11 protein-coding genes and 1 tRNA gene are annotated in these 13,232 nt (G+C 70.2%); 7 read left to right on the forward strand and 5 right to left on the reverse strand.

Features of this window, described 5'->3' with window-relative positions; genetic code table 11:
- The 5 genes from ACIA8E_RS19625 to ACIA8E_RS19645 all read left to right on the forward strand — a co-directional run bounded on the left by ACIA8E_RS19625 (position 1) and on the right by ACIA8E_RS19645 (position 5,632).
- Positions 1 to 945, forward strand: a complete 945-nt coding sequence (locus ACIA8E_RS19625) for an ABC transporter ATP-binding protein (protein ID WP_399299628.1) — start codon at positions 1 to 3, stop codon at positions 943 to 945.
- A complete protein-coding gene (locus ACIA8E_RS19630; RefSeq protein WP_399299631.1) occupies positions 927 to 1,838 on the forward strand; it encodes an ATP-binding cassette domain-containing protein in 912 nt (303 codons plus the stop codon). Before ACIA8E_RS19625 ends, ACIA8E_RS19630 begins: the two co-directional genes overlap by 19 nt.
- A complete protein-coding gene (locus tag ACIA8E_RS19635; protein ID WP_399299634.1) occupies positions 1,835 to 4,243 on the forward strand; it encodes a glycosyl hydrolase 2 galactose-binding domain-containing protein in 2,409 nt (802 codons plus the stop codon). Before ACIA8E_RS19630 ends, ACIA8E_RS19635 begins: the two co-directional genes overlap by 4 nt.
- A 267-nt stretch (positions 4,244 to 4,510) precedes the next feature.
- Positions 4,511 to 4,596 (forward strand) — tRNA-Leu (locus ACIA8E_RS19640).
- Positions 4,597 to 4,744: 148 nt separating this feature from the next.
- Positions 4,745 to 5,632 (forward strand): Bax inhibitor-1/YccA family protein, encoded by an 888-nt coding sequence (locus tag ACIA8E_RS19645; protein WP_399299637.1) that lies wholly within the window; start codon positions 4,745 to 4,747, stop codon positions 5,630 to 5,632.
- Between the two features lie 77 nt (positions 5,633 to 5,709).
- Here ACIA8E_RS19645 and ACIA8E_RS19650 read toward each other — a convergent pair whose 3' ends face one another.
- Positions 5,710 to 5,937: a DUF4287 domain-containing protein gene (locus ACIA8E_RS19650; RefSeq protein WP_030976961.1), complete on the reverse strand. Its 228-nt coding sequence runs from the start codon at positions 5,935 to 5,937 to the stop codon at positions 5,710 to 5,712.
- Positions 5,938 to 6,037: 100 nt separating this feature from the next.
- On the opposite strand from ACIA8E_RS19650, the gene ACIA8E_RS19655 reads away from it, so the two are divergent.
- Positions 6,038 to 6,355, forward strand: coding sequence for a hypothetical protein (locus ACIA8E_RS19655; RefSeq protein WP_399299641.1), 318 nt, complete (start codon positions 6,038 to 6,040; stop codon positions 6,353 to 6,355).
- Positions 6,356 to 6,454: 99 nt separating this feature from the next.
- Here the strand turns inward: ACIA8E_RS19655 and ACIA8E_RS19660 are convergent, their stop codons facing one another.
- The 3 genes from ACIA8E_RS19660 to ACIA8E_RS19670 form a co-directional block, all read right to left on the reverse strand.
- Entirely contained in the window at positions 6,455 to 7,285 is an 831-nt protein-coding gene (locus ACIA8E_RS19660; RefSeq protein WP_399299732.1) for a hypothetical protein, read from the reverse strand.
- A 522-nt stretch (positions 7,286 to 7,807) separates the two neighbouring features.
- Positions 7,808 to 9,028: an acetyl-CoA C-acetyltransferase gene (locus ACIA8E_RS19665; protein WP_399299644.1), complete on the reverse strand. Its 1,221-nt coding sequence runs from the start codon at positions 9,026 to 9,028 to the stop codon at positions 7,808 to 7,810.
- A gap of 198 nt (positions 9,029 to 9,226) precedes the next feature.
- Entirely contained in the window at positions 9,227 to 10,387 is a 1,161-nt protein-coding gene (locus ACIA8E_RS19670) for a GDSL-type esterase/lipase family protein (RefSeq protein ID WP_399299735.1), read from the reverse strand.
- A gap of 156 nt (positions 10,388 to 10,543) precedes the next feature.
- Between ACIA8E_RS19670 and ACIA8E_RS19675 the strand changes: the two genes are divergently transcribed.
- Entirely contained in the window at positions 10,544 to 11,947 is a 1,404-nt protein-coding gene (locus tag ACIA8E_RS19675; protein ID WP_399299647.1) for a cystathionine beta-synthase, read from the forward strand.
- A 298-nt stretch (positions 11,948 to 12,245) separates the two neighbouring features.
- Here the strand turns inward: ACIA8E_RS19675 and ACIA8E_RS19680 are convergent, their stop codons facing one another.
- Entirely contained in the window at positions 12,246 to 13,082 is an 837-nt protein-coding gene (locus ACIA8E_RS19680; RefSeq protein ID WP_399299650.1) for a helix-turn-helix transcriptional regulator, read from the reverse strand.
- Positions 13,083 to 13,232 lie beyond the last annotated feature (150 nt).

Below are 13,232 nucleotides of genomic sequence, written 5' to 3' on the forward strand. Positions count from 1 at the left end.
ATGACCCTGACCGTCACCGATCTGCGGGTCCACTACCGCACCCTGCGGGGCGAGGTCCGGGCGCTGGACGGCGTCAGTTTCGACCTGGCCGACGGGGAGATCCTGGGCCTGGCGGGCGAGTCCGGCTGCGGCAAGACGACGCTGGGCAAATCCCTCATCCGCCTCGACGGCCGGATGCGCCACGCCGGCGGCACCGTGACCCTCGACGGCGACGACGTCCCGATCGCCGACGACCGTGCCATGAACGCCTTCCGCTTCCACCGGATATCGCTCGTGCCGCAGTACTCGATGAGCGCCCTCAACCCGACCCGGCGCATCGGGCGCATGATCCGCGAACTCCTCGCCTCACGTGGCGTCGGTGTCGACACCGACGAACTGCACCGCCGCCTGGATCTGGTGGGCCTGGACCACGACGTCCTGGACCGCTACCCCATCGAGCTGTCCGGCGGTATGAAGCAGCGCACCGTCATGGTGATCTCCACCCTGCTCGACCCGGCCGTCCTCATCGCCGACGAGGTCACCTCCGCTCTCGACGTCTCCACCCAGCGGGCCGTCGTCGGCGCACTCACCGGACTGCGCGACAAGGGCCTGGTCACCAGCATGATCTTCGTGACCCACGACCTCGGACTGACCTCGCACATCGCCGACTCCATCATGGTGATGTACGCGGGAAAGACGGCCGAGAAGGCACCCGCGAAGGTCCTGACGACCGAGCCCCGCCACCCGTACACCAAACTCCTGCTCGGCTCGCTCCCGGAGGTCGGGGCCCGGTACGCGGACCAGCCGCTGAAGGGCATAGCGGGCTCTCCGCCCTCCCTGCTCGACCCACCGGCCGGCTGCCGCTTCCGCGCCCGCTGTCCCCTCGCCGACGGCCGGTGCGCCGAAGAGCCCCCCGTCGTCGAGGTGGCCCCCCGTCACTCCGTCGCATGCTGGAAGGCGGCCTGATGCTGACCCTCGACCGTGTCACCAAGACCTACCGGGCCGGCGCCTTCGGCGGCGGCTCCGTCACCGCCGTCGACCGGGTCTCCTTCGACGCCGCCCCGGGCGAGGTCGTCTCGCTCATCGGCGAGAGCGGCAGCGGCAAATCCACCATCGGCCGGATGATCCTCGGTCTCACCGAGGTCAGCGACGGCCGCCTCACCCTCGACGGGAAGGCGGTCCGCCCCGGCAAGGACTTCTACCGCCGGGTCCAGGGCGTCTTCCAGGACCCCTTCTCCTGCTACAACCCCGTCTTCAAGGCCGACCGAGTCTTCGCCCTCGTCCGTCGCGCCTACCACCCCGGAGTACCGGACAAGGAGTGGGCCGACCGCATCGAGCAGGCGGTACGGGACGTGCGCCTGGACCCCGGACAGGTGCTCGGCCGCTACCCGCACCAGCTCAGCGGCGGCCAGCTGCAACGCCTCCTGATCGCCCGCGCCCTCCTGCTCGACCTGAGCTTCCTGGTCGCCGACGAGATCACCAGCATGCTCGACGCCTCCACCCGCATCGACGTCCTCAACCTGCTGGCCGGGCTCAAGGAGCGTGGCCTCGGCGTTCTCTACATCACCCACGACCTCTCGCTCGGCACCTATCTCGCCGAGCGGACCGTGGTGCTGCGCCGCGGCAGGATCGTCGAGCGCGGCGACACCCAGAAGGTGTTCGGCAACCCGCTCCACCCCTACACCCGCACCCTCCTGGCCGCCGTGCCCCGGCTCAACAGCCCGTGGACCCTGCCCGAGCCCGTGGAGACCTGCGCCTTCCACGCGGCGGGAGCACAGGACACCGATCTGTACGAGACCGAACCGGACCACTTCGTCGCCTGCGCCCAGCTCCCCGACTGCGGAAGGAACCCGGCGTGACCCTTCGCCACCTGCCCCTGCACGACGGCTGGACGCTCGGCGCCGACGGTCCCGTGCCCCTCGGGCTCCCCACAGGAGGCGTCCCCGCCACCGTGCCCGGGTGCGTCCACACCGATCTGCTCGCCGCCGGACTCATCGACGACCCGTACCTGGACGACAACGAGACCCGGCTCGACTGGATCGGCCGGACCGACTGGACGTACCGCACCGCCTTCGACTGGACGGACGACGGCCACGACCACGCCGACCTGTGCTTCGACGGGCTGGACACCGTCGCCACCGTCCTGCTCAACGGTACGGAGGTGGGCCGCACCGCCAACCAGCACCGCAGCTACCGCTTCGCCGTCCGCCCGCTGCTCGTCGAGGGCACCAACACGATCGACGTACGGTTCACCGCTCCGTACACCTATGCCGAGGAGCTGCGCGAACGGCTCGGCGACCGGCCGGGCGCGTACACCGAGCCGTACCCCTTCATCCGCAAGATGGCGTGCAACTTCGGCTGGGACTGGGGGCCGACCCTGGTCACCTCCGGCATCTGGCGGCCGGTCGCCCTTCAGTCGTGGACCGGGCCGCGGATCGCCTCGGTGAAGCTGCTGGCCGACCTCGCGGACGACGGAGTGCCCCGGCTGAGCGTGACCCTGGACGTGGACCGGAGCGGCGACCGGGGCACGCTGCAGGCCGTCGCGGAGGTGGCCGGTGAACGGGCCGAGCTCATTGTCCCGGCCGGGCAGGACAGCGCCACCACCGCTCTTTTCCTCCCGGACGCCGAGGTCTGGTGGCCGCACAGTCACGGCGAGCAGCCCCTTTACGAGGTGACCGTCCGCCTCGGCGGCCACACCTGGCACGGCAGGACGGGCTTCCGTTCCGTGTCCCTGGAGCGCGAGGCGTTCCGGTTCGCCGTCAACGGCGAACCCGTCTTCGTACGCGGCGTCAACTGGATCCCCGACGACTGCTTCCCGGCCCGCCTCACCCGGCAGCGGATCTCCGACCGCCTCGACCAGGCCGTGGCCGCAGGCGTCAACCTGATCCGGGTCTGGGGCGGCGGCCTCTACGAGAGCGACGACTTCTACGAGCTGGCCGACGAGAAGGGACTGCTCGTCTGGCAGGACTTCCCGTTCGCCTGCGCCGCCTACCCGGAGGAGCAGCCGCTGTACGACGAGGTGGCGGCCGAGGCGCGCGAGAACGTGGTCCGCCTCGCCCCGCACCCCTCCCTCGTCCTGTGGTGCGGCAACAACGAGAACCTGGAGGGCCACGCGGACTGGGGCTGGCGCAAGGAGCTCGGCGACCGGACCTGGGGGCACGGCTACTACCATGAGCTGCTGCCCGCGATCTGCGCCGAGACCGATCCCACCCGCCCGTACTGGCCCGGCTCGCCCTACTCCGGATCGCCGGACCTGCACCCGCAGGACCCGGCCCGCGGCACGATCCACATCTGGGACGTCTGGAACCGGGCCGACTACCGCGCCTACGCGGACCGTGTCCCCCGCTTCGTCGCCGAATTCGGCTTCCAGGGCCCGCCCGCCCATGCCACCCTGCGGCGCGCCGTCAGCGGCCCTCTCGCCCCCGACGCCCCGCTGCTCACCCACCACCAGAAGGCCGAGGACGGCAACGCCAAACTGCTCCGCGGCCTCGGCGACCACCTGCCGCAGCCGGGCGGGTCCTTCGACGACTGGCACTGGCTGACCCAGCTCAACCAGGCCCGCGCGGTCGCCTTCGGCATCCGGCACTTCCGCTCGCACACCCCGTACTGCATGGGCACCGTGGTCTGGCAGCTCAACGACTGCTGGCCGGTCGTCTCCTGGGCCGCAGTCGACGGCGACGGCCGCCGCAAGCCCCTCTGGTACGCGCTGCGTGCCGTGTACGCGGACCGGCTGCTGGTCGTGCGTGACGGTGCGCTGCACCTGGTCAACGATGCGGACCGGCCGTGGGCGGGCACGCTGTGCCTGACCCGGCACGATCTGGACGGCACCGTGCTGGCCGAGGAGGAGCTGAGGGTGAGCACGGCCCCGCGCCAGGTCACCCGGCTCACTCTGCCGCCGTCCGTCGCGGAGCCGGCGGACCGGACGCGGGAACTGCTGGTGGCACGGCTGGGCGAGGTGCGGACAGTCGAGTTCTACGAGGAGGACACCCGGCTGGCTCTGCCGCCCGCCCGCTACGACGCGAGGATCACCCGGAGTGAGGGCGACGCGTCCGCATACCGTGTCGAGGTGACCGCCCGGACACTGCTGCGGGATCTCGCGCTCTTCCCCGACCGGCTCGATCCGGCGGCCGAGGTGGACGAGATGCTCGTCACCCTGCTGCCGGGGGAGAGCACCGTCTTCCGGGTGACCGGCGCGGTGATCGAGGACCCCGGGGCACTGGGGACCCACCCGGTGCTGAGGTGTGTCAACGACACCCTTGCCTGAGGGCTGTCCCGTGATCCCTGGCGCGGGCCCATGGCGAACCATGGCGCACCCATGGCGCACTGGGCCGTCCGGGTGCGGCGAGTTTCCGTCAATCCCGATTGTGGGTCTTGGTACCCACTACCCCGGCCAGGCATGTGCCGATGCCCTCTCAGCTATGCTGACGGTCCCTCAAACGGCCAATAAAATAAGACAACATCGAGCCACAGCTCCGCTGATCGGGGGACGTCCACGGATAGGGTCATGTGCCAACGCGGAGCCGCGCGCCAGGCCCGGATGGTGGAATGCAGACACGGCGAGCTTAAACCTCGCTGCCCCTCGGGGGCGTGCCGGTTCGAGTCCGGCTCCGGGCACCACTGCGACATTCAGTGAGGGCACCGGTCCGGACAGGCGTTACTTCAGCGATCAACCTTCATAAAGATCCTCCCCTGGCACTAGGGTGATTCTTTTGCCTACCCATTACTCTTGTGGGAAGGCCACGCAGGGTGGCCATGGAGGAGAGCAATGAGGAGCAGCAACCCGGTCTTCTCGCGACGGGGGTTCAGCCGCGACAACGGCTACGCGGGCTTCAACGCGGCGCCGCAGGCCGGGGCCCCTGTGACGGGCGCCGGCCCGTACGCGCAGGGCACCGCCGCGAACCCGTACGCCACCAACCCCTACGCCCAGCAGGACACCCGGTACGGCGCCCCGCAGGCGCCCGCGCGCACCGGCGCGATGACGATCGACGACGTCGTCACGCGGACCGCGATCACGCTGGGCACCGTGGTGCTCGGCGCGGCCCTCGCCTGGGCCCTGCTGCCGGTCGACGAGGCCAACCTCGGCAAGTCCTACGGCATCGCCATCGGTGCCGCCCTGGTGGCGTTCGTCCTGTCGCTCATCCAGTCGTTCAAGCGCAAGCCGGTCCCGGCGCTGATCGTCTCCTACGCGGCCTTCGAGGGTGTCTTCCTCGGGGTGATCTCCAGCGCGGTCTCCACGTACATCGGGCCCGGCGTGGTGATGCAGGCGGTGCTGGGCACCATGTGTGTCTTCGCCGGTGTGCTTCTCGCGTACAAGATGCGCTGGATCCGCGTCACCCGCCGCTTCTACGGCTTCGTGATGGCCGCCGCCATGGGCTTCATGCTCCTGATGGTGGTCAACCTGCTGTTCGCCGCCTTCGGCGGGGGCGACGGCCTGGGCTTCCGCAGCGGCGGTCTCGGCATCCTCTTCGGCGTCATCGGGATCATCCTCGGTGCGTGCTTCCTGGCCCTGGACTTCAAGCAGGTCGAGGACGGCATCGCGTACGGCGCTCCGCGCGAGGAGTCCTGGCTGGCGGCCTTCGGCCTCACCATGACCCTGGTGTGGATCTACCTGGAGATGCTGCGTCTGTTCTCCATCCTCAGCGGCGACGACTGACCGCAGAGCCCCTCACGACGGAACGGCCCGCAGGCACACCGCCTGCGGGCCGTTCCGCTTGTCCGGATCTCGTACGCCTAAAGCAGCTTCCGCGCCGCCCGCCTCAGGTCGTACTCGTGGATGAGTGCCTTCGCGTGTCCATAGGCGAGGTCGTGTTCGCTCCGCAGCCAGCTGACCTTCTCGTCGAACCGGAGGGCAGGGCCTTCGTCGACGGTGCGGAGCCAGTCGGAGACTTCACGACCGGTGCAGCGGGGGATTCGGGAGAGCAGATTGCGATGGGTCTCTTCGGAGAAGACATGGTTCATCGGCGCCTCCGACGCATTGCGCGTTGCTGGTCCTTCCCGACACCGTGCCTGAGCGTTGGCCCGTTGGCAACCATCACGGACCGGCGCGTAGGGTCACTGGGTGCTCGATACGACCCCGCTGATCACCGCCGTGGACCGATTTGCCGACCGGCTGCGTGCCGCTCCGCAGAGCAGGCTGCAGCGCGGAGCCGCCGCCGAAGGGCTGGCCACGGCCAGGGAATTGGCCGTACGGGCCCAGCGCATCGAGGCGCCGGACCGTGAGCCACGCATCCTGCCGGACGTCGGGATGTTCGCAATCGGCGACCAACTCGCGGTCGCGGGGCGGGACTTGGCGATGGCACAGGAAACGGCCCCGTCCCTTGAGCTGGACGAGGCCGTGCGATTCGTCGAGGAAGCGGCCGCCCGGGCGTTCGCGTAGCGGCCTTCGGGCGGCGGCCGACGGGAGCCGCTGCGGGGAACCCGGGCTTCCCGGAGGGTTCCCGGGGGCTCCAGGGGTTCCGGGAGTGCTTCCGGTGGGTCAGAACGAGGCGATGACGCGGTCGGCGAGAATGTAGACGTTCTCCTTGCCGCAGGAGAACGTCAGCGCGTACGCGCCGGAGACGCCGGAGCCGCCCAGCAGCACCGGGTGCTCACCGGCCAGCAGCGCCCGGCCGAGCTGTTCGGCCGTCTCGCGGTGGCCGGGGGTCATACAGAGTGTGGTGCCGTCGGCGAAGACGTAGACATCGAGGGTGCCGAGCGGGCCGGGGCGCACATCGGCGAGCTCGGTACGGCGGTCGGCGAGCTCCTCCAGCCGGTTCACGGTGCGCTCGTGGTCGGTGACGACCGGGGTCTGCACCGGCACGAAGTCGGGATGCGAGGGGTGGCGGCGACGGGCCGCGGCCAGCTCGGGGGAGTCCTCGGCGAACTCCGCCGTCTCGGGCAGCTCGGTTATCTCCGCCAGCTCGGCCAGTTCCGTCAGCTCTTCGAGCGCCTCGGTGGCATCGAGGTCCATGGCCTCCAGGCCCGCGAAGTCGGCCTGGCGCGGCAGGAAGAACGGCGCATCCTCGCCGATCCCGGAGAGACCGCCCAGCAGGGACGGGGCGTCGGCGGCGTCGCGTGCTTCCTGGGAGGCCCAGAAGGCACGGGCCTCGGCGAGCTCGCGCTCACGCTCCTCGGCCAGTGCTTCGGCCACAGCAGCGCGTATTTCGGCGGCGGGGGTAGCCGTGGCGCGGCTCTGCGGCGGCACCGATGCGGTACGGGCGTGACCCGCGGCCAGCTCGATGCGCAGGGCCGTGACCTGCTTGCGCAGCCCGTGAGCAGCGTGCAGCGCAGCAGCGCCCACAGCCGTCGCAGCGGCGGTGGTCAGCAACAGGGCAAGAGGCATGATGCTCACTGACATACTCCCGGTTTCAATTGATTCCACGACTTCCTACATCAGCTTGGCCCGCGCCTGTGCCCGTTGTCAGTGCATTACGTCACGAATTGGACAGTTCTTTGGGGCTCGTGTTTACCCCTGATGTGGGTGTGACCTGCAAAAACACCTCTCCCCCAGGAGATAGGTCACATCCTGGGGGAGATTCGGTCACGGTCGGGGCTCGGAACCAGCCATGGCGTGGGTGGGTGAGCCGCCGGGAGAGGCCGACCCGGCGGCTCCGGAAGTGATCAGCTCACTTCGGCTCGGCTCGGCTCGGCTGCAGCTCAGCCGCTCGGGCCTCTGGTCGCGTTCGCTTCGCTTCCGCTGCGGGCAGGTGCCGCCTTCGTACCTCAGGCGCCCCCTACCCTCCGTTGCAGCTCAGCTCAGCCGCTCGGGCCTCTGGTCGCGTTCGCTTCGCTTCCGCTGCGGGCAGGTGCCGCCTTCGTACCTCAGGCGCCCCCTACCCTCCGCTGCAGCTCAGCTCAGCCGCTCGATGACCATCGCCATGCCCTGGCCGCCGCCCACGCACATGGTCTCCAGACCGAACTGCTTGTCGTGGAACTGCAGGCTGTTGATCAGAGTGCCGGTGATCCGGGCGCCGGTCATGCCGAAGGGGTGGCCGACAGCGATCGCGCCGCCATTGACGTTGACCTTCTCCAGCGGCAGGCCGAGGTCGCGGTAGGAGGGGATCACCTGGGCGGCGAACGCCTCGTTGATCTCGGCCAGGTCGATGTCGTCGATGGTGAGTCCGGCGCGCTTCAGGGCCTGCTTGCTGGCCTCCACCGGCCCGTACCCCATGATCTCGGGGGAGAGGCCGGAGACGCCGGTCGAGACGATCCGGGCCAGCGGGGTCAGACCCAGCTCGCGCGCCTTCGTGTCGGACATGATCACGAGCGCGGCGGCGCCGTCGTTGAGCGGGCAGCAGTTGGCGGCGGTGACCAGGCCGTCGGGGCGGAAGACCGGCTTCAGACCCTGCACGCCCGCCAGTGTGACGCCCGCGCGCGGGCCGTCGTCCTGGGAGACGACCGTGCCGTCGGGGGTCGTGACCGGGGTGATCTCGCGCGCCCAGAAGCCGTTCTTTATGGCTTCCTCGGCGAGGTTCTGCGACCGTACGCCGAACTCGTCCATGTCCTGACGGGTGACGCCCTTGAGCCGGGCCAGGTTCTCGGCGGTCTGCCCCATCGCGATGTACGCGTCCGGGACGAGGCCGTCCTCGCGCGGGTCGTGCCAGCTCGCACCGGTCTCCTCGGCGCGCGCTGCGGTGCGGGCCTCGGCCTCGGCGAAGAGCGGGTTGTGCGTGTCCGGCAGGCTGTCGGAGTTGCCCTTCACGAAGCGGGAGACCATCTCGACACCGGCCGAGATGAAGACGTCGCCCTCGCCGGCCTTGATGGCGTGCAGCGCCATGCGGCTCGTCTGCAGGGAGGACGAGCAGTAGCGGGTGACCGTACAGCCGGGAAGGTGGTCCATCCCCATCTGTACGGCGATGATGCGGCCCAGGTTGTTGCCCTGCTCGCCGCCGGGGAGGCCGCAGCCGAGCATCAGGTCGTCGATGTCCTTCGGGTCCAGCTCGGGGACCTTGGCCAGCGCGGTCTGGATGATCGTGGCGGTCAGGTCGTCCGCCCGCAGGTCCTTCAGTGAACCCTTGAAGGCCCGGCCGATGGGGGAACGGGCAGCAGAGACGATCACGGCTTCAGGCATCACGCGGCTCCATGAGGGCTGGAAGGCTGGCCGTCCCGCAGGACTGACCGGCAGACCTGACGGGCAGGACTGCCTTGGAAGTTACCCGGCCGTATCGCTGAGGTCACCCGGCAGGCCATGTGATGCGGACCTCTTTTCTAAGCGACCGCTCAGTCGACTGGGTGGGGTCGGTGGACGGGGCCGAGTGCATGCCGATGTTCAGGCGTGCCGGGGCGCGGGATCCGTGCCCGCGTCCCCGCCCGCGCGCGGGTCCCTGTCCTGGTGCACGTCGGGGTGTTTGCCGTCCGGGCGCTGCCCGTCCGGGTGCTGGCCGTCCGGCAGCGGTACGTCGGGGTGCTGCCCGTCCGGATGCGGATGGGACCGCGCCAGGGGCTCCGACTGCGGCTGAGGCTCCGACTGCGGCTCCGTGGCCGCAGGCAGACGCCGCCGCCTGCGGTGCTTGAGCAGGGCCCAGGGAGCTCGCGCCCCTGTGACCTCCGTACCGGCCTCCCTGGCCGCCTGAGACGCCGCCTTGGCCACCGGCAGCATGTCCTCGCGGCGCGAGCCGTCGAGGCGGTCGGACTCCGGCCACAGCCCCAGCACGGCGCACAGGGTCGGCAGCAGTGCCATCGCCGCCGTCGCGTATCCCTCGGCCGACGGGTGGTAGTTGTCCGGGCCGAACAGCTCGCGCGGGTTCGCCTCGAACTCCGGCCCCAGCAGGTCGCCCAGCGACACCGTGCGCCCGCCCTGTTCCACCGAACCGATCGTCTGGGCCGCGGCCAACTGGCGGCTCGCCCGCCGGGCCAGCCAGCGCAACGGCTGGTAGACCGGCTCGATCGTGCCGAGATCAGGGCACGTGCCGACAACCACCTCCGCGCCCGCCGTACGCAGTCTGCGCACGGCGGTGGTCAGGCACCGCACCGAATGGGTGGCGGGCATCCGGTGTGTCACATCGTTCGCCCCGATCATGATCACGCAGACGTCGGGCATACGGGACGTGTCGGCCAGCAGCACCGACACCTGCCGCTCCAGATCGTCCGACCGGGCCCCCGGCTGCGCGACATTCCGCAGATCCACCGGACGCTCTGAGACCGCCGCGAGCCCCGAGGCAAGCAGCGCCCCGGGGGTCTGCCCGGCCCTGCGCACGCCCTGGCCGGCCGCGGTGGAGTCGCCGAGCAGACCGAGCAGCAATGGCTCCGCCGGACCGGCGAAGGCCACCCCGTACCGCCCGTCGGCACTCGGCGGGACGGGTGCGATACCGCCACCCACCTGCCGCTTCGCCAGCTGGACCTCCGCCACCACCACGCCCACCGCCGCCGCACCGAGCAGTCCGATACTGCCGCCGCCGTAGGCGGCCCCTGCCGCGATCCGCCGTGCCACCCTTGCTCTCGACACAGTCCGGTCCACCTCCTCGTCGCCGTACCGCCGTACATAGAGCTAACTGCCCCGTAACGACCGTCGCCCAATCGCTTCGCCCAATCTCATCCCCGTACGCATACGCTGGCCGCACCATCTCGGAGACCCCGGAGTAACACGGTGCAATTTCACGATTCGATGATCAGTCTCGTTGGCAATACCCCGCTGGTGAGGCTGCGCAGTGTGACGGCCGGCATCGAGGCGACGGTGCTGGCCAAGGTCGAGTACTTCAACCCCGGCGGTTCGGTCAAGGACCGCATCGCCCTGCGCATGATCGAGGCGGCCGAGGAGAGCGGCGCGCTGCAGCCCGGCGGCACGATCGTCGAGCCGACGAGCGGCAACACGGGCGTCGGCCTGGCGATCGTCGCGCAGCAGAAGGGCTACAAGTGCATCTTCGTCTGCCCGGACAAGGTGTCCACGGACAAGATCAATGTGCTGCGCGCGTACGGTGCCGAGGTCGTCGTCTGCCCGACGGCCGTCGACCCCGAGCACCCGGACTCGTACTACAACGTGTCCGACCGGCTTGTCCGTGAGACGCCGGGCGCCTGGAAGCCCGACCAGTACTCGAACCCGAACAACCCGCGCTCGCACTACGAGACCACCGGTCCCGAGCTGTGGGAGCAGACGGACGGGAAGATCACCCACTTCGTGGCGGGTGTGGGCACCGGTGGCACGATCACCGGCACCGGCCGCTATCTGAAGGAGATCAGCGGCGACTCGGTCAAGATCGTCGGCGCGGACCCGGAGGGCTCGGTCTACTCCGGCGGCTCCGGACGCCCGTATCTGGTCGAGGGCGTCGGTGAGGACTTCTGGCCGAGCGCGTACGACAGCACGGTCACGGACGAGATCGTCGCGGTGTCCGACAAGGACTCCTTCCAGATGACGCGCCGACTCGCCAAGGAGGAGGGCCTGCTCGTCGGCGGCTCCTGCGGCATGGCGGTCGTGGCGGCCCTGGAGGTCGCGCAGCGGCTCGGCCCGGACGACGTGGTCGTCGTGCTCCTGCCGGACAGCGGGCGCGGCTACCTGAGCAAGATCTTCAACGACGAGTGGATGGCCGACTACGGCTTCCTGGAGGGCACCGGCCCGTCGGCACGTGTGGGGGACGTACTCGCCCACAAGGAGGGCCCGATCCCGACGCTCGTCCACATGCACCCGGAGGAGACCGTCGGCGAGGCGATCGATGTCCTGCGCGAGTACGGCGTCTCGCAGATGCCGATCGTGAAGCCGGGCGCCGGACACCCGGACGTGATGGCCGCGGAGGTCATCGGTTCGGTGGTGGAGCGGGAGCTGCTGAACGCGCTGTTCGCGCAGCGCGCCTCGCTCACCGACCCGCTGGAGAAGCACATGTCGCCGCCGCTGCCGCAGGTCGGCTCGGGCGAACCGGTCGAGGACCTGATGTCGGTGCTCAGCGGTGCGGACGCCGCCGACGCGGCGATCGTCCTGGTGGAGGGCAAGCCGAAGGGCGTCGTGAGCAGGCAGGACCTGCTGTCGTTCCTGGCGAAGGACGCCGGTCCGAAGCAGTAGAGCGGGAAGCTGGGCTTCGTGAAAACGGTACGAGCACGACACGTACCTGCAGCACCGGCTTAACACGGCTCCGGCACATTAGTGGGTGTCGGCAGGGAAACCCGCCGGCACCCGAGACGGCGACACGGACTACGGAGCGGCTCCCGGACCTCCACTGTCGCCAGGACGCGATCAGCCGGCCCTGACCCGGACCCGCGTCCCTCGCGGGGACCGCCGTCGTCCCGCCCCCTGGGAAACCGGGGGTGCGGCGGTCCCTGCGACATACCTCCACGCGCGTCCAGCGGCGGCCAAGGGCCGCTCATCCGGCGGGCGCGGCCGACCAGCTCGCCAGGAGCGCGATCCGCTCGGCAGTCTCGGTCTCCGGCTCCGGCGTATAGACGACCAGCGACTGGTCGGGGTCGCCGGGCAGCGCCAGCGTCTCGTACGGAAGCGTCAGTTCACCCGCCACGGGATGCCGGATGCGCTTGACCCCGTAGGTCTTCGCCTTGACCTGGTGGTCCGCCCACAGCCGCCGGAAGTCCTCGCTTCGCAACGACAGCTCGCCGACCAGCGTGGCGAGCTGTCTGTCCGTCGGGTGCAGCCCGGCATCCAGCCGTAGATGCGAGACCGTCTCCGCTGCCACTGCCGCCCACTCCGGGTACAGCTCGCGCGCCGCCGGTTCCAGGAACACCTGGCGCGGCATGTTGCGCACGGCGGCGGGCATCCGGGAGAAACCGACGACGGCGTCGCCCAGGGCGTTCCAGGCCAGCACGTCCATGCGGCGGCCCAGGATGAACGCGGGGGCCCGGTCGATGGTGTCCAGCAGCAGCCGCAGCCCGGGCCGTACCCGCTGCGTGGTAGCCGGCCGCTCGCCGCGTGCCTTCGTGCTCGGCCGGGCCACGGTGTGCAAATACGCCAGCTCCGTCTCGTCCAGCCGCAGCACCCGGGCGATCGCGTCGAGCACCGCGTCCGAGACGCTCGGTCCGCGCCCCTGTTCCAGCCGGATGTAGTAGTCGACGCTCACTCCCGCGAGCTGTGCGACCTCCTCGCGGCGCAGCCCCGGCACCCGGCGTCGGCCGTACGCCTGCAGGCCTACGTCCTCGGGCTGGATCCGTGCTCGTCGCGAGCGGAGAAAGTCTCCGAGGTCCCCATCCATGCGTTCGATCCTAGGAGATGGGCCGGAGCGGAGCCTGGTACTGCCGGACCCAGGAAAGACGCATCCCTGGGTAACGGGTGCCGGGCGGCGAAGAGTGGAACCCGCCACCGGGCAGACGCCCGGCGGGCACCACGGAGCGCAAGGAGCACG

Source organism: Streptomyces sp. NPDC051664 (assembly GCF_044453545.1).
Taxonomy (GTDB): domain Bacteria; phylum Actinomycetota; class Actinomycetes; order Streptomycetales; family Streptomycetaceae; genus Streptomyces.

Bases quoted from the DNA above. Each gene is read 5' to 3' on its own strand.
- ACIA8E_RS19625 (WP_399299628.1), top strand. From the start codon at position 1: ATGACCCTGACCGTCACCGATCTGCGGGTCCACTACCGCACCCTGCGG.
- ACIA8E_RS19630 (WP_399299631.1), top strand. From the start codon at position 927: ATGCTGGAAGGCGGCCTGATGCTGACCCTCGACCGTGTCACCAAGACC.
- ACIA8E_RS19645 (WP_399299637.1), top strand. From the start codon at position 4,745: ATGAGGAGCAGCAACCCGGTCTTCTCGCGACGGGGGTTCAGCCGCGAC.
- ACIA8E_RS19650 (WP_030976961.1), bottom strand. From the start codon at position 5,937: ATGAACCATGTCTTCTCCGAAGAGACCCATCGCAATCTGCTCTCCCGA.
- ACIA8E_RS19665 (WP_399299644.1), bottom strand. From the start codon at position 9,028: ATGCCTGAAGCCGTGATCGTCTCTGCTGCCCGTTCCCCCATCGGCCGG.
- ACIA8E_RS19680 (WP_399299650.1), bottom strand. From the start codon at position 13,082: ATGGATGGGGACCTCGGAGACTTTCTCCGCTCGCGACGAGCACGGATC.